Annotated in this window: 13 protein-coding genes, 1 pseudogene and 1 riboswitch; of the genes and pseudogenes, 6 read left to right on the top strand and 8 right to left on the bottom strand. The window is 72.3% G+C overall.

What is annotated here, in order from left to right; translation table 11 throughout:
- Positions 1–309: 309 nt before the first annotated feature.
- The 4 genes from AB1460_RS30905 to AB1460_RS30890 form a co-directional block, all read right to left on the bottom strand.
- Positions 310–873: a GNAT family N-acetyltransferase gene (locus AB1460_RS30905; RefSeq protein WP_368965613.1), complete on the bottom strand. Its 564-nt coding sequence runs from the start codon at positions 871–873 to the stop codon at positions 310–312.
- 43 nt (positions 874–916) lie between these two features.
- Positions 917–1,693 carry a hypothetical protein gene (locus AB1460_RS30900; protein WP_368965612.1) on the bottom strand — a complete coding sequence of 259 codons (777 nt, stop codon included), beginning with the start codon at positions 1,691–1,693 and terminating at the stop codon, positions 917–919.
- Positions 1,694–2,205: 512 nt separating this feature from the next.
- Positions 2,206–2,583 carry a transglycosylase family protein gene (locus AB1460_RS30895; protein ID WP_368965615.1) on the bottom strand — a complete coding sequence of 126 codons (378 nt, stop codon included), beginning with the start codon at positions 2,581–2,583 and terminating at the stop codon, positions 2,206–2,208.
- 13 nt (positions 2,584–2,596) lie between these two features.
- Positions 2,597–2,799, bottom strand: a riboswitch (cyclic di-AMP (ydaO/yuaA leader).
- 506 nt (positions 2,800–3,305) lie between these two features.
- The gene (locus AB1460_RS30890) at positions 3,306–4,151 is read right to left on the bottom strand and encodes a helix-turn-helix transcriptional regulator (protein ID WP_368965611.1); all 846 of its coding nucleotides are present in this window, start codon (positions 4,149–4,151) and stop codon (positions 3,306–3,308) included.
- Positions 4,152–4,293: 142 nt separating this feature from the next.
- Between AB1460_RS30890 and AB1460_RS30885 the strand changes: the two genes are divergently transcribed.
- Positions 4,294–5,052 (top strand): SDR family NAD(P)-dependent oxidoreductase, encoded by a 759-nt coding sequence (locus tag AB1460_RS30885; RefSeq protein ID WP_368965610.1) that lies wholly within the window; start codon positions 4,294–4,296, stop codon positions 5,050–5,052.
- A gap of 22 nt (positions 5,053–5,074) precedes the next feature.
- Here the strand turns inward: AB1460_RS30885 and AB1460_RS30880 are convergent, their stop codons facing one another.
- The 4 genes from AB1460_RS30880 to AB1460_RS30865 all read right to left on the bottom strand — a co-directional run bounded on the left by AB1460_RS30880 (position 5,075) and on the right by AB1460_RS30865 (position 7,354).
- Positions 5,075–5,866: a DUF3592 domain-containing protein gene (locus AB1460_RS30880; protein WP_368965609.1), complete on the bottom strand. Its 792-nt coding sequence runs from the start codon at positions 5,864–5,866 to the stop codon at positions 5,075–5,077.
- A gap of 151 nt (positions 5,867–6,017) precedes the next feature.
- Positions 6,018–6,485 carry an SRPBCC family protein gene (locus tag AB1460_RS30875; RefSeq protein WP_368965608.1) on the bottom strand — a complete coding sequence of 156 codons (468 nt, stop codon included), beginning with the start codon at positions 6,483–6,485 and terminating at the stop codon, positions 6,018–6,020.
- Positions 6,486–6,545: 60 nt separating this feature from the next.
- Positions 6,546–6,884: an ArsR/SmtB family transcription factor gene (locus AB1460_RS30870; protein ID WP_368965607.1), complete on the bottom strand. Its 339-nt coding sequence runs from the start codon at positions 6,882–6,884 to the stop codon at positions 6,546–6,548.
- A gap of 8 nt (positions 6,885–6,892) precedes the next feature.
- Complete coding sequence (locus AB1460_RS30865) at positions 6,893–7,354, bottom strand: SRPBCC family protein (protein WP_368965606.1); 462 nt, start codon at positions 7,352–7,354, stop codon at positions 6,893–6,895.
- Between the two features lie 153 nt (positions 7,355–7,507).
- On the opposite strand from AB1460_RS30865, the gene AB1460_RS30860 reads away from it, so the two are divergent.
- From AB1460_RS30860 to AB1460_RS30840, 5 genes and pseudogenes are all read left to right on the top strand, one after another.
- Entirely contained in the window at positions 7,508–9,427 is a 1,920-nt protein-coding gene (locus AB1460_RS30860) for an SWIM zinc finger family protein (protein ID WP_368965605.1), read from the top strand.
- Positions 9,427–10,779 carry a DUF5691 domain-containing protein gene (locus tag AB1460_RS30855; RefSeq protein ID WP_368965604.1) on the top strand — a complete coding sequence of 451 codons (1,353 nt, stop codon included), beginning with the start codon at positions 9,427–9,429 and terminating at the stop codon, positions 10,777–10,779. Before AB1460_RS30860 ends, AB1460_RS30855 begins: the two co-directional genes overlap by 1 nt.
- A complete protein-coding gene (locus AB1460_RS30850; RefSeq protein ID WP_420497421.1) occupies positions 10,776–11,945 on the top strand; it encodes an ATP-binding protein in 1,170 nt (389 codons plus the stop codon). Before AB1460_RS30855 ends, AB1460_RS30850 begins: the two co-directional genes overlap by 4 nt.
- The gene (locus AB1460_RS30845) at positions 11,945–14,590 is read left to right on the top strand and encodes a DUF5682 family protein (protein WP_368965603.1); all 2,646 of its coding nucleotides are present in this window, start codon (positions 11,945–11,947) and stop codon (positions 14,588–14,590) included. The genes AB1460_RS30850 and AB1460_RS30845 overlap by 1 nt, the downstream gene beginning before the upstream one ends.
- Positions 14,580–15,476: pseudogene (locus AB1460_RS30840) on the top strand (VWA domain-containing protein); the annotation flags it as partial. The gene AB1460_RS30845 and the pseudogene AB1460_RS30840, both read left to right, overlap by 11 nt.
- Between the last annotated feature and the right edge of the window lie 125 nt (positions 15,477–15,601).

Genomic DNA, 15,601 nt, shown 5'->3' with positions numbered 1-15,601 from the left:
GCCTGGCAGGCAGCCGTCAACGCCGACCAGCGACAGGTCAACTGGCACTTCACCACCGATGACGCCCGCACCAAACTCCGCCACCTATACCCCACACATTAGCGGCGACAGTCTACTAGTGCAGCCGACCGGTCGTCTCAGGGAGTGCCCTTGTCAGGGCGCGAGCGGCCGCAGCGGTAGGGCGTCGTGATGCGCGGTCATCCCGCCGTCCGCCGTCCGATGCCGGACGCCGCTCCGGTGATGACCACGGCTGAGCTCACGCCTGGACGTCCGTCTCACTCCGGGCGCGGCTCCAGGCCGGTGCGTGGGTCAGTTCGGGGTGGGGACCCGGTCCAACCGGTAGACGAAGTGCAAAGGGTCGTCGATCGGGTTGTCCGGTGTGAGCGGGCCCTCGGCCACCCGGCGGAAACCCGCCTTCTCCAGGGCCCGCCACGACGCGCGGTTCGCCGCCGAGACAGGCACCAGCACGCACGTGGCCGCCGGATGATCCGACCACGTTCGAGCGACCATCGCAGCGATCATCCGCGGCCCGATACCGCGGTTCGTCCAGGCCGGATCGCCGATCAGGTAGTCGACGCTCATGGCACCGGACGGGACGTCGGCAACGGGCCGCAGCTCGGCGTCGTACTCCGGGTAGTCGGCATAGGCGCATCGCTGGATCAGGCCGACCGGCGTCCCGCCGAGCAGGGCGAGGAAATCCTCCGACGGCTCCTCGCCCCGCGCCGCCGGCCCGAAGTCACGGTGCACCGCTTCGATCGTGGTCTCGTGGTTCCACCACCGCGCGACATGCGGCTGGGCCAACCACCCGCGCAGTAGTGGGAAATCGGATTCCGCCAGCCGTCGGAACCGGATCGGGGAGGCAGGATCGTTCACCCGTCCAGTCTGCCGTGGCACGGTGTTCAGGACCGGCTGCCGGCTACCGGTTACGCAGCTTCTCCGAGATCTGGTCCGCGATCTGCTGGAGGCGTTCCCGCGGCGCCGCCTGCTCCGTGTTCACGTAGTTGACGGTCACCTCGACGTTCCCCTCCAGGAAGATGAGGCTGTCCATGGAGAGGACCAGTGCATCCGCCGTGTCGCCGAGCTTCATGACCGCCCGGATGTAGGCGAGCGCGCCAGTGGGCGCGGGCTGCTCCTCGACCGAGATGATCTCGATGCCGCTGTCCGCGGGCTCGCCTTCCGCCGGTTGCTCGTAGAAGCTGCCGAGGCACTCCAGAAGCCGCGGGTTCTTCAGCAGCTCCCGGTCCCGGACGACCTGTTCGTCGGAGACGATCTCCACCAGGGAGTCGATCGACGAGATCTCGTCGGGGCTGTTGAAGGTGGGTCCAACGGCACTGGCCTGCGGCTCGTCGCCGGGCGCCGGGGCCGGCAGACCCAGGCACCCGGCGACGATGGAGTACAGATCGGTCTGTTCCTCGGGATCGGCGGGCTCCTCGGCGGAGGCCGCGAACCCGGCAGTGGCGGGGCCCTCGGTCAGCACGAAGTCCGCGGGCGACAGGTCGGTGTTCTCCGCGGGCGAGGACGACGTCGGCACCGCGGACGGCGCAGTCGTCCGCGGGGCGGGGTTGGCCGACGACGCCGCGTCGTCACCTCCGCAGGCGGACACGGCGAAGGCCGTCGCCACCGCGACGAGGCCGCCGCGCCACGACGCCGTCGACCAGCCGCGCCGCCGGTCCCCGGCCCCCCGCGGGGCCACCCGACCGCGCGTCGAGCCAGCCGCCTGCCTGCCCCGGCCATGCATAGTCCGAACACCCACGCCCATCAGGCCATCACTCCATGCCGACTGAACTGTTCCGTACATGAATCTTCCGCACGCAAGGTATCGGTCGTTTTCGTTCGATACCAGGACGGAAGGGCTGGACGAAACTTAGCAGACACTCGTCTCAAAGTGCGCCTACTGCGGGCGCGAGAGAATTCAGGTTCCCTGAATAGGGATAACAATCCAGGCGTGATCTCGCGTCGCATCAGCACCCCTGTTCCCGCAGCCGGGACGTCGGGAACGGGGAACCGGAAAGCATCGAAGCAGGCTCCCACCTGCGGACATGCCGGTGCGCCCGGACGTCTGTAGACGTCCGGGCGCACCGGTGGGACGACCCGAATCCGTAGTTCAGGCGGCGCCCCTGACGCCGGCCGTCGATTCAACAGCCGCACGCGTTGGGCACTGATTGTTCAGGTGGATCAGGTGGATCAGATGGATCTGTGCCGGACTCAGATCTTCGATCCCCAGCAGCTCTTGGAGGCGTACCACGGGCTGGTGCCCTGCTGCGCGTAGAGGATGTGCGCGCGCTTCCACTGCTCCGCCGCGCTGGCGTGCTGCGGCAGGCCCTGCCCACCGACCCCACGCCAGGTGCTCGGCAGGAACTGGAACAGCCCGCCCGCACCGATCTCGTTCACCACACCCGGGTTGCCCCCGGACTCACAGGGGACCACCGCGCTGAGGAAGCGGTGGGCATCCGGCCGCGCGGCAGCGCTGGCCGGCTGGGACATCGCGATTCCGCCACCGATCGTCGCGGCCAGCACCGGTGCGACCAGCAGAGCGCGGCCACGGCGGATCGAACGACGGCTCTTACGGGCACCCGAAGTCATAACGGACAAAATGAATGTCCTTCCCCACGCCTACGAAGTTAGCTGTCGGGTTCGGGCTGGGAATCGCCCGGCCGCACACACATATCCGCGCCACAAAGCGCTGACGGCTTCACCCCAAGGACGTCCAGAAAGAACGCCCGGGAACACTTGGGTCCCCCGCTCCCACCCTCAGATCCGTTGTGCGCCGGGCGGGGCGGGATTCGGCGTGCCACCCGGCGTGTACTCCCCAGGTCGGAAGCACGGCAACGACGTTACACGCCACCGGCAAACATTCTCCAAGCGATTGTGACGGCCATCACAATCGATGATGAGAGCTTGCATGAGGACGTTCCCCCGGCCGCCATCCCTCACCGACGCCCGATATTTCCGGACAGTGAGCGGTGACCGTGGCAGGGCACTCACCCTCCCAGCGGCACCTCGACACGACCCGCCGGCGATCGCGCCGGCTGCGTCACGAGATTCGGCCCCGATGGTCCGGAAAATTCTTCGCCGCTCGCGTGGCACCCGCCGCCGATTCGAGCAGAAAATTCTCGATTTTCGCTAGATAAAGGACAGGAGCGACATGAGGCGTTTTCATACAGTAGAAGCACGTTCGCGTTCCCGAGCAGGCGGACGCCAGAGCCATCCGAGTGGTCTCGGAATCCGGGGGGCCGCCTGCTCCACCCCGTGTCGGCCGACGTCATCCCGCGCCGCCGGTGTGGGCGAGGGCGAGGGCGTCAGGATCAGTGCTCGGAGAAGGTCTGGGTCCCCAGCACGGCGAGCATCTCCAACCGCTCACCCGTCCCGGTGCCTGGTTGCGGACGGAAGAGAACCAGCCGCTGGCCGGACGGCGGGCTGATCACGACGTCGCACTCCAGGTCGAGCCGGCCGACTTCGGGGTGCAGGATGACCTTGCGGGTGGTCCGCCGGACGGCCACCTCCTGACGGGCCCAGACGTCCCGGAACTCGGCGCTGGCCGCGGAGAGCTCGACGACCAGGGCACGCACCTCGTCGTCCAGGTGGCGCTGGCCGAGCGTGGCGCGCAGGTCGGCGACGTAGTCGCGGCCGAGCGTCTCGTGCTGTTCGGGCAGGTAGCGCGCCCGCAGCTGCGGGTCGGTGAACCAGCGCCACAGGAAGTTGCTCCGGCGGCCGGGCGCCTGGGCGATCGGTCCCAGCAGGGCGACGTTCAGCGGGTTCTGCGCCACGACGGTCGACAGGTCGTCGCAGATGTGCGCCGGCACCGACGGCGCCACCGCATCCAGCACGTACATGAGCCCGGCGTCGGCATAGCCGAACGACTCGTGCCGGGACGGCGGATGCTGGCCAGCCAGCAGGTAGATGTGGTCCCGCTCGTCCAGGGTCAGCCGAAGTGCCCGTGCGATCGCGCCGAGCATGGACGGCGACGGCCGCGGCCCGCGGGCCTGCTCGATCCGTTCGTAGTAGTCCGTCGACATGTCGGCGAGCAGGGCGACCTCGTCGCGGCGCAGGCCGACCGCCCGGCGCCGGGCGCCGCCGACCAGGCCGACGTCCGCCGGCCGTAGCTGCTCCCGACGGTGGCGCAGAAAGGCTCCGAGCTCCTCACGTTCCACTGCTCCGATTCTGACGGCCCAGCCACGGCTTATCCCCGTACTGGCAATCCGGGGGTGCGTTGGACGTCCACCTTCCGCGGCGGCGGTGACACGGTGGGACCAGCACCACCGTCGTCACGCAACGTCACCCCCGGAGGGAATCATGTCGAACACCAGGATCGCCCTGGTCACGGGCGCGAGCCGCGGCCTCGGCCGGAGCATGGCCAGCCACCTCGCCAGGGCTGGCGTCGGCGTCATCGGCACCTACAACCAGAACAGAGCGGAAGCGGACGCGCTCGTCGCCCAGGTCGGTGAGCATGGAGTGCCGGCTGCCGCCCTGCAGCTCGACGTCAGCGACAGCGGAAGCTTCCCGCAGTTCGCGTCCGACGTCCGCTCCGTCCTCGACGGTTTTGGTACGGACCATGTCGACTACCTCGTGAACAACGCCGGTTTCGGACTGCACGCGCCCTTCACCGCGACCACTCCGGAGCAGTTCGACGGGCTCTTCGACGTCCACGTCAAGGCACCGTTCTTCCTCACCCAGGCGCTGCTGCCGCTGCTCGTCGACGGCGGCCGCATCCTCAACGTGTCGTCCGGCCTGGCCCGTTTCACCTATCCGGGCAACGCCGCGTACGCGGCGGCCAAGGGCGCTGTCGAGGTGCTGACCCGTTACCAGGCCGCGGAGCTCGGCGAGCGCCGGATCCGGGTCAACGTCCTGGTGCCGGGCGCGATCGCCACCGACTTCGGCGGCGGCCTCGTCCGCGACAACAAGCAGGTCAACGAGGCCGTCGCCGGCGCGATCCCGCTCGGCCGGGCGGGCGAGCCGGACGACATCGGCGCCGCCGTCCCGCTGATCCTCGCCGACGGCTTCGCCTGGGCCAACGGCACCCGTATCGAGCTCTCCGGCGGCCAGAACCTCTGACGCCGGCTCGACAGCCTCCCCGTCAGCCCTGGTCGGCGGGGGTGGTCCTCTCCGGGGAGGGCGGTCGGTCCAGCAGGATGACCTTCAGCCGCCACGGCTCCCCGCGCCGACGCCGACACCAGACCTCGTCGACCGCCGTACTCAGCCGTTGACCAGCCGGCCAACGCTCGACCGAGCCTTCCCCGGAAACGCCCCAGAGGTCCCAGGCCGGAAACATCCGGTGGATCTCCTGCTGGTCCCGACGCAGCATCTGAACTGAACGCCGACTGTGGGTCCCGAGCGCGTCCGCCGCGTCAGCGGCTGGCGCGCCGGGCCACCATGGCGCCCGAGGTGCCGCAAGAACGTCGGCGATCTCGGTGGCCGTCAGCGACTCCCATCCAGGGTATTCCCGGCGACGGCGAAAGAAGATCCAGACGGCGACCGCGGGTGTCGCCAGACCGATCGCAGCCGCTCCCACCGGAAGTTCCCAGTACCACCGGCTGCCAGGCAGGCGGGCCCGGTGCGGGTTACGCTCGTCGTACTCCACGGCCGCCATTTCGCCGACCCGCAGTTCTTCCTCGCCGTCGGTCATGATCATTGTTTCAACCGGCGTTCCGGCGCGAGTGACGAAACGAACCGTCGGGCGCTCACGCGGGCCGCCAGCGTCCAGCACCTCGCCGACGACATCGATCCCATACCGCCCGAGGACAGCGTTCACGTGGAAGAAGTAGCCCGCCACCGCGAGGAGCAGAAATCCGGCCGCCACAGCCTTCCAGACGACGTCGATCCCGAGTCGGAAGGGAGCGGTGCCTGCTCCGCCCTGGCTGCGTCCCATCCGGGGTGTCTACCGTAGAAGCCGCGCAGCCGTAACGGCTTCGTAGGTGGCGGAGAGGCCTGCGCGGACGTCGGGGCCCGCGCCGACCGGCAGGGTCAGGAGGGACCGGTCGGTCCAGGTCGCTCGGCGCCAGTCGCTCAGTGCCAGTCGCTCAGTGCCAGTCGCTGATCGGCACGTCCCGCGGAGCCGGCGCGCCTGCGCCGGTCTCCACCAGGGATTTCAGGCTCATCAGGAAGGAGCCCCACTTGGTGCTGCAGTGGTGCATGAACTCGACGGGCTCCTTCCAGCCCTGGTGCCGGAACAGGACGATCGTGTACTCGCCGTTCTGGTGCAGATCCCAGTCGATCGTCGTGCCCTTCCATTCCTCGGGGCCGTCAACCACACGCCAGGCGACCCGCTCCGACGGCCGCAACTCGACGACCTCCATGTCGAAGCCGCCGACCGGGAAACGGAACTCGAGGACGCCGCCGATTCCGGCGTCACCGCGGCCCTGCGGATCGTCCGCCCACCTCGTGTCGTCCGTCCACCAGCCGGTGAGGCCCTCGACGGTCGTAAGCGCGTCGTACACCTTTTCGGGGCTCGGGGTCCTGACTCCGACCCTGTGCAGAATGTCCACCATTGCGGCTCTCCCTGAGATCAGCCGGTCGCGGTGCCGGACGAGTCGTCAGTCCTGTTGTCGTCAGTCCTGTTGGGCACGCTGGATCGCCTCGGCGATCCGCCTGATGCGCTGCAGTCGGGCGTCCCACGCGGACCCGACCGACGCGAGCTGGGCCACCGCGCGGGCGAGCTGGGCGTCGTCCACCCGGTACCGCTTCTCCCGGCCCGCGGGCGTCGCCCGGACCAGGCCGACCCGGTCGAGGACACCGAGATGCTTGGCCACCGCCTGACGGGTGACCGGCAGCTGTCGGCTCAACGAGGTCGCGGTGCCGCCCCCGTCGACAAGCAGCAGGTCGAGGAGCCGGCGCCGGGTCGGGTCCCCGATGGCGGACCAGAGGTCGTCGTCGACGCCGCCGGCCACCGCGGTGTTCAGGGCCGCACCCGCAGCGTCGCCACGTACGGGGCGATCCGCGGCAGGTAGAAATCCCAGCCGGAGACGTGGTCCCGGTACTGCTCCTCGAGGACGGCGACCTCCCAGCCCATCTCCCGGAAGCCGGTCTCGGTCATCCGCAGCAGCGTCCCGCCGCCCGAGGGCGTCAGGTCGAAGGTGACCAGCAACGAGTTGCCCTCGGCCGCGGCCTGGTCGCCCGGATGCGTCCAGCGGAACGAGAACGTCCGCGGTGGTCGCACGTCGACGACGGTGAACGGCACGACCTTGCCGTCGGCGTCGCGGTCTCCGAAGACGATCTCCCCTGCCGAGCCGGGAGTCGGCTCGTAACGGGCGTCGTCGGGCCACCACCCTTTCAGGTGCTCGGGGCTGCTCACCACGTCGAAGACGATCTCCGGCGAGGCCTCGATGTAGATCTCGCGCTCGAGGGTTCCGAACTCCATGCCAACCTCCTGCAATGTTTGGTTGCACATCAAGGTAGCCGGACTCCCGCCATCACGCAACCATCGGTTGCCATTCGGATCGCGCGCGGACGCTCCGGGGCGTCGACCGGCCGCGGCGCGAGAACTGTCGGAGGTGGGCGCCAGGATTGCCCCATGTCGTCGTCAACCGTCTCGACCGTGACCCGCGAGACCGTGCTCGCCCTGGCGCCCGACGCGGCCGCCGCCCGGGCTGGTGAACGCCTCAGCGGGGTGAGCAACTGGTCAGGGCTCGGCACGTCCGGCGATGCGGCATGGGGGGCGTGCCGCGGCAGCGGAGCGACGCCCTACCGGGTGGTCGTGCTGTGCGGCGCCGAGGCAGCCTCCACCTGTAGCTGTCCGAGCCGGAAGTTCCCGTGCAAGCACGCGCTGGGCCTGCTGTTCCTGGTCAGCGGCAATCCTGGCGCGCTCACCGCCGGCGGCGACCCGCCCGAGTGGGTGTCGGGCTGGCTCGGCCGGCGGGCCGCCCGCGTGGATGCGGCCAGCGCCCGGGCCACCCAGCGCGCCGCGGCCGGGGGTACCGCAGGCGGGTCGGGCGCGTCCGGCACTGCCAGATCAGCATCGTCGGTGCGCGCCCTGGCTCGGCGCGAGGCCCGGGTCGACGCCGGTGTGGCCGAGCTGAACCGGTGGCTCTCCGACATCGCCCGCGACGGGCTGGGCGCCGCCCAGACGCAGCCCGCCGCCTGGTGGGAGAGCCTCGCCGCGCGGATGGTCGACGCGCAGGCGCCCGGGCTCGCCGAGGTCGTCCGTGAGATGGCCCGCCTCGCCGCGCGCGGCGGCGCGGACTGGCCGGATCGGCTCGCCGACCGACTCGGCTGCCTGCATCTGCTCTGCCAGGGCTGGTCGAGGCGGGCCCAGCTGCCGCCCGAGCTCGTCGACGTGGTGCGTGACCGGGTCGGCTTCTCCCGGACGACTGCCGACGTGCTCGCCGGAGACAGGCTGGCCGGGCCGATGGACGTTCTCGGCGAGCGGCTGTTCCATGCCGGGAAGTTGCAGGGGCGCCGGCAGTGGCTGCGATCGTCCCCGACCGGGCCGCTGGCGCCGTTGGTGAGCTTCGGCGTGGGGAGGAATCCACCGCCTCCCGGCCTGCCGGTCCTCACCCGCGTCCAGGCGGAGGTGGCGGCCTATCCCGGCCGCCGGCCCGCCAGGCTCGCGCTCGCCGGGGCCACCGGCGCCCCCGAGCCACTCACCGAGCTGGCCGGGCCCAGCCCTGCTTCTGGGCCTGAGTCCGGGACGGAAGGCTCCGCTTCCGGCCCGTCGACCTGGCGGGAGGTGCTGTCCGCGCACGCCACCACCCTCATCGCGGATCCGTGGGCCGATCCGGTCGCGTTCGTCGTCCGCGGCATCACGGTCCTGCCGGCTGCCGCAGGTGACCAGCGCCCGGCGCGGAGAGTGCCGGGTGGCTGCTACGCGACAGTGCCGGGCAGGCTCTGCCGCTGGCCGGCGACGCGGCGGCCCGGTGGGGCTGGTGGCTGCTCGCCGTGGGTGGTGGTCATCCGCTCGACCTGGTCGTCGAGTGGGACGGCTTCGACGTCACCCCGCTGTCAGCGGCCCCGTCGCGGGCTCACCTCGACGCTGGCCCGAACCCACCGGCAGACCACCCCGACCAGCCCGCATGCAGCAGCGGTGGCGCTGGCCGCGGTGACGACACCGACCTCAGCGGCAGCGGGCCAGGCACCAGGCCGAGGTCGGTGCGGCCTGCGCCGGGCTGGTCGGAGCTGGTCGACGCCGCTGTCGTCGGCACGGCGCGGGCCGCTGTACCGCCTCTCCCCGGTCTCGGTCATCTCGCCGTCGAGCAGGAGGGCACTCGCGGCGGCGACGGCGAGCCACCGACCGCTGGGGACAGGCTGTTGCGGGCCGTGGCGCTCGCCGCCGTCGCACGCCGGGCCGGGCTGCTCCCCGCCGACGCCGGCGGGGAGCCCGCGCCGTCCCCAGCACCGCCCGACCACACGGCGGTCCTGGCACCGGATGTCTCCCTCATCGTCGAGGGCACGCTGGCAGGCCAGGCCGAGGCCCGGCAGCGATGCCTGGATCTGATGGCCGAACACGGCTGGCATGCGCCGGCTGGGCTGCTGTGTGACCTGCTGGCCCTGGGCCGGCGGGAAACGGAGATCCGCGTCGCGATCAGCCGGGTCCTCGGCGAGCGCGGCAGGTGGCTCGCCGGCCTGCATCCGGACGGCCGGTGGGCACGCCGCGGGACCGTCGAGACGTGGCCGACCGCTGACGCCGCCGAGCGGCGGATGCTGCTGCAGGAACTGCGCCACGATGACCCGGCCGCGGCGGTCGCACTGCTCCGCGGCCCCGCCGACGGGCCGCCGTTCGCACCGTTCGACCAGGCGAGCGGGGCCGAGCGGGTCGCCTTCTGCGAGGCGTTACGGGTCGGCGCCGGGCCGTGGGACATCGACCTGCTCGAGCATGCGCTCGACGACCGGCGTGCCGACGTCAGGGACGCCGCGGTCACGTCCTCGCTGCGGCTGCCCGGCTCCGGCCTGGAGGAGCGTGCGGCCACCCGCACCGAAGGGCTGATCACCGTGACGCGGCACGGCCTGCCCGGCCGCCGCAGCCACCGCGTCGAACTCGACACACCCGCCGGGATCACCGACGAGATGCGGCGCGACGGTATCCGCGAGCCTCGGCCGAACATCAGCACCGCCGAGGCCCGCGCCATGCTTCTCAGCGCCGAGCTCACCCGCGTCGACCCGGCCGTCTGGGCGGAACGCACCAGGCTGACCGCCGAACAGTTCCTGGCCGCCGACGTCACCGTCGCGGGAGTGACTCAGGAGCCGGCGTCCTGGCTGCGACGCGCGCTGCTCCCCGCCGTCGTACGCCATCACCGCCGCGAATGGGTGCTCGCGCTGCTGCCCTACACCGAACCCGAGGAGCAGGGCCGTCTCATCACCTGCCTGCCCGAGTCGGCCCGAGCGGACGGACTCACACTGGCGTTGCGCGGCCATCCACTGACGGCATCCCAGCCACCCGGTGACCCGCGTGCGCCGGTGGCGGTGCGGGTCCGCCCGCGGCAGCCGGCGGAACGGGCCGCACTACTGCTCGCCTCCATACCCGGGCGCTGGTCGACGGACTTCTCCCGGGCCGCGCTCGTCCCCCTGGCCGCACTGCTGACCAGCCCGCCCGGAGACACCTGGGTGACGTCGCGAGTCCTGCATCTGCTGACTGCCACCGCCTGGCGGATCGACCCCGAGGTCGGCCTCGGCCTCGCCCGCCTCAACCCGCACCTGATCGCGCAGGCCTTCGTCGACGGGCACGCCGCGCTGTGCTCCGTCCTCGAAGCGCGGCGGCGGCTGCACGCCGCGCTCGCCACCCCGCCCCCCACCGGCATCGCCGCCGAGCCGGCCCGCCCGGTCCGGCTCGTCCAGGAAGGCCCCCGTTGACCACGTCCTCCATACCTCTGCCTGCCGCCCCGGCTGACAGCATCCCCACCGGCACCCCGCACCTGCTGCGGCCGCACGCCGAGCAGGCCTATGCCGCCGAGCTCGCCGCGCTGGCCACCGCCGACACCCGGCAGCGGCCGCCGTCCTGGCGGCTCTCTCCGTGGGCGGTCGTCACCTACCTGCTGGGCGGCGAGCTCGACGACGGGACGGTCATCTCGGCGAAGTACATCGGCTCCCGCCGGCTCGTCGAGGTGGCGGTCGCCACGCTCGCCACCGACCGGGCGCTGCTGCTGCTCGGCAGCCCCGGCACCGCCAAGACCTGGCTTTCGGAGCACCTGGCGGCCGCGATCAGCGGCGACTCGACGCTCGTCGTGCAGGGCACGGCCGGAACCTCCGAGGATGCCGTCCGCTACGGCTGGAACTACGCGCGTCTCATCGCCGAAGGGCCGTCACCGGCGGCGCTGGTGCCCTCGCCGGTGATGCGCGCGATGACCACGGGGTCGGTCGCCCGGGTCGAGGAGCTCACCCGCATGGGCGCGGAGGTGCAGGACGCGCTCATCACCGTGCTGTCCGAGAAGACCCTGCCGATTCCCGAGCTGTCGAGCGAGGTACAGGCGGTCGCCGGGTTCACCGTCATCGCCACCGCCAACGACCGTGACCGGGGCGTCAACGAGATGTCCTCGGCGCTGCGGCGCCGGTTCAACACCGTGGTGCTGCCACTGCCCGCCAGCGAGGACGCCGAGGTGGAGATCGTCACCCGGCGGGTCGCCGAGATCGGCCGGTCGCTGGCACTGCCGGATGAGCCGCCGCCCGTCGACGAGGTCCGTCGGGTGGTTCGGATCTTCCGGGAGCTGCGGGCCGGTGTCACCGGCGACGGCCGCACCACGCTGAAGTCGCCGACCGCGACGCTCTCCACCGCCGAGGCGATCAGTGTGATCACCGGTGGGATGACCCTGGCGACGCACTTCGGGGACGGCCGGCTGGGCGCCGAGGACATCGCCGCCGGCCTCCTCGGAGCGGTGATCAAGGATCCGTCGACCGACCCCGTCGTCTGGCGGGAGTATCTCGAAGGGGTGGTCCGCGACCGCGCGAACTGGGCGGACCTCTACCGGGCCTGCCGGGATCTGGAGGAGGACGGCGCGCTGGCCTCCCCCGGGGGCGCCTGATGGCAGTCACTTATCTCGGCGTGCGCCATCACGGCCCCGGCTCGGCGCGGGCGGTGCGCGCGGCACTCGCCGAGCTCGATCCCGACCTGATCCTCGTCGAAGGACCACCTGACGGCGATGGCGCGCTCACCCACCTCGCCACGCTCACCCCGCCCGTGGCACTGACCGCCTACGCCGTCGACGAGCCACGCGACGCCGGGTTCTGGCCGTTCGCCGACTTCTCACCGGAATGGCAGGCCCTGCTGCACGGTCGGGCGCACGGAGTTCGCACCCGCTTCATCGACCTTCCGTTCGGCCACGACCTGGCGCTGCGCCGACGCGCCGCAGCCGGGGTCGCGGAAGCCGGAGCCGCGGGAGCCGGAGCCGCGGGAGCCGGAGCCGCTCCGGCAGCCACCCAGAACCTGGCGGCCAGAGCGACCGGGCGCCTATCCGACCTCGGCCGGCCGGCGAACCCGACACCGGACGCTGCCGGGGCGCCGGACCTGACCGGCGTGCCTGACGTGGCCGCCGACCCGCTTGGCTGGCTGGCGTACGCAGCCGGCCACGACGACCCGGAGCGCTTCTGGGAGGACCTCGTCGAGCACCGCCGGCTCGACGGGGCAGGCGCAGTGAACCTGTTCACCGCCGTCGCCGAGTCGATGGCGGCGCTGCGCGACGGCGACGGCAGCGGTCCTGGCCGCGGCGACGAGGCGGGCGACCGCGGCGACCGCTCCCGCGGAGGCGAAGGCGAAGGCGAAGGCGGCGACCGGCGGAACGACAGCAACGGCGATGGCAGCGGCAGCGGCGAGCCCGCCGGCCAGCCCCGTGGTGACGAGCGCCGGCATCGCGAGCTGCTCCGTGAGGCGCACATGCGGCTGGAGATCCGTGCCGCCGCCACCGGCGCGGACGCCGCCCGCCGGATCGCCGTGATCTGCGGTGCCTGGCACGTCCCGGCGCTCGCTGGGCGGACCGGCCGGACCACCGTCACCGCCGACCGCGAGCTGCTGCGCGGCATCCGTCCGGTACGCACCGCCACAACCTGGGTGCCGTGGACGCACGCGCTGCTGGCGGCCGACTCCGGCTACGGCGCCGGCATCGCCTCGCCGGGCTGGTACCACCATCTGTGGACCGCCCCCGACCAGACCACCGCCCGTTGGGTGGCCCGGGTCGCCGCCCTGCTCCGCGCCGCCGACCTGCCCGCGTCGACGGCCTCGGCGGTGGAGACCGTGCGGCTCGCCGAGACTCTCGCCGCGGTCCGCGACCGCGCCGCCCCCGGTCTCACCGAGCTCACCGACGCGGTCCTCGCCGGGCTCTGCGGCGGAGACCAGGTTCCGCTGCGGGTCGTCCGTGAGCAGCTCGTCGTCGGGGACGTCGTCGGCGAGGTCGGGCCGGATGTCCCGGCCGTTCCCCTGGCCGCCGACCTCGCCCGGGCGCAGAAGAGGCTGCGGCTGGCGCCGAGCCCGACCGAACGGGCACTGCGCCTGGATCTGCGGCGCGACCTCGACCGGGAACGCAGCGCACTGCTGCACCGGCTGCGGCTGCTCGGCGTCGACTGGGGCGTCCCCGCGCAGACAGCCAGCACCGGCACCTTCGCCGAGGCCTGGCAGCTCGCCTGGCGGCCGTCGTTCGCCCTCGACCTCATCGCCGCGGCCCGGCACGGTGCCACCGTCGCGGACGCGGCGACAACCGTCGTCGCCGCCCGCACCGATGCCGCCGCCGACCTCGCCGCGATCACGGAACTGTTCGAGCAGGTGGTGCTCGCGGACCTGCCCACCGCACTCGAGGCGGTGTCCGCCGGCCTCGAACGCCGTGCCGCCGCCACCGGCGACGTCGCCCACCTGATGCGGGCACTCGCACCGCTGGCCCGCGTGCACCGGTACGGCGACGTACGGGGCAGCGACACCGCCCTGGTCGTCGGGCTGACGAACAGCCTGATGACGCGGATCTGTGCCGGGTTACCGCCGGCCTGCGTCAGCCTTGACGACGACGCCGCCGACGCCATGACGGCAGCGGCTGACGGGGCCGACGCCGCGTTCCGGCTCATCGCCGACCCCGCGCACCTCGCCCGGTGGCACACGGCCGTGGGCGTCGCGGCTGTCCAGATCGGCGGAAACCCGCTGGTGACCGGGCGGTGCACCCGGATCCTCTCCGACGCCGGCCAGCTGGCCGCGGCGGACGTGTCGACACGGCTGGCGCGGGCGCTGTCCACCGCCGGCGGCGCACCCGCCGACGCGGCGCGCTGGCTCGCCGGCTTCCTCGGCCGGGCCGGCTCCGTGCTCGCCCGCGACCCGGCGCTGCTCGCGCTCGTCGACACCTGGCTGTGCGGCCTCGACCCGGACGACTTCGTTCCTGCACTCGCCCCGCTGCGCCGCGCGTTCGCCACCTTCGGCGGCCACGAACGCCGCATGATCGGCGAACGGGTCCGCGCCGGCCTGCCCCAGCCCGCCATCGCGGGACCGGACGTGACGGAACCCGGCGGCGGCACAGCTGCCGCGCAGACACCCGTCGGCGCGGCCGGCGCGGCATCTCCGCTGGCCGGCGACCCGCCGGCGGACAGCGGGACGGACCCGGCCTGGGACATCGACCGGGTCACAGCCGTGCTGCCGACCCTCACCGCGCTGCTGGGTCTCGCCACCGTAGGAAAGGACGGCTCCGATGCCCGCTGACCAGACCACTGCGATGCCGTCATCCGCACCCCTGCCCGGGGCCGAGGATGCCGACGAGCGGGCGCGCCGGTGGCGGCTCGTCCTCGGAGCGCCCGCCGCGCCGGCGTTCGGCGCGGCGGGCGGCCTGTCGAAACGGGACGCGGACATCGACGCGGCCCTGGGCGCGCTCTACGACAGTGGCGACGACGGGTCCGGAGACGGCGGGGCCGGCGGTCGCGGCGGCCCGCGGCGGCGGTCGGCCGGCCTGGGCGGCTCCGCTCCCGCGGTGACCCGCTGGCTTGGTGACATCCGTGACTACTTCCCGTCGTCGGTCGTGCAGGTGCTGCAGCGTGACGCGGTCACCCGGCTCGGCCTCGCCCGGCTGCTGATGGAACCGGAGCTGCTGGCCGCGGCCGAGCCCGACATCCACCTGGTCGGCACCCTGCTCTCACTGCGGTCCGCGCTGCCCGAACGCACCCGGCAGACCGCCCGCGCAGTGGTCCGCAAGGTCGTCGAGGACATCGAGCGCCGCCTCGAGCACTCCCTGCACTCCGCAGTGCTCGGTGCGCTCAACAGGGCCGAGCGCACCCGCACCCCACGGCTGCCCGACGTCGACTGGAACCGCACGATCCTCGCGAACCTGCGCAACTACCAGCCCGAACAGCGCACCGTCATCGTGGACCGGCTGATCGGGCACGAGCGGGCGCGGAAGGCCGCGGCGCTGCGCGACGTCATCCTGCTCATCGACCAGAGCGGCTCGATGGCCTCGTCCGTGGTCCACGCGAGCGTGCTCGGCGCGTCGCTCGCGAGCCTGAAAGCTGTGAGCACCCGGCTGGTCGTCTTCGACACCTCCGTCGTCGACCTCACCGACGCGCTGGACGACCCGGTGGACGTGCTCTTCGGCGTCTAGCCCTGTCTTCCGCACGTGCGTGCGGAGAGACAGCTACGCGATCTCTTGTTCTGACCGCGTCGGAGTGATCGCGATCTGTAGTGGCGGGTCTGGGACTGTTCGTGGCTGTGTCGGTCGCGAGG

Origin of the sequence: Parafrankia sp. FMc2, from assembly GCF_041008525.1 — a bacterium.
Taxonomy (GTDB): domain Bacteria; phylum Actinomycetota; class Actinomycetes; order Frankiales; family Frankiaceae; genus Parafrankia.
Note: the sequence above shows the minus strand (reverse complement) of the source record. Positions and strands in the feature narration are given on the sequence as shown.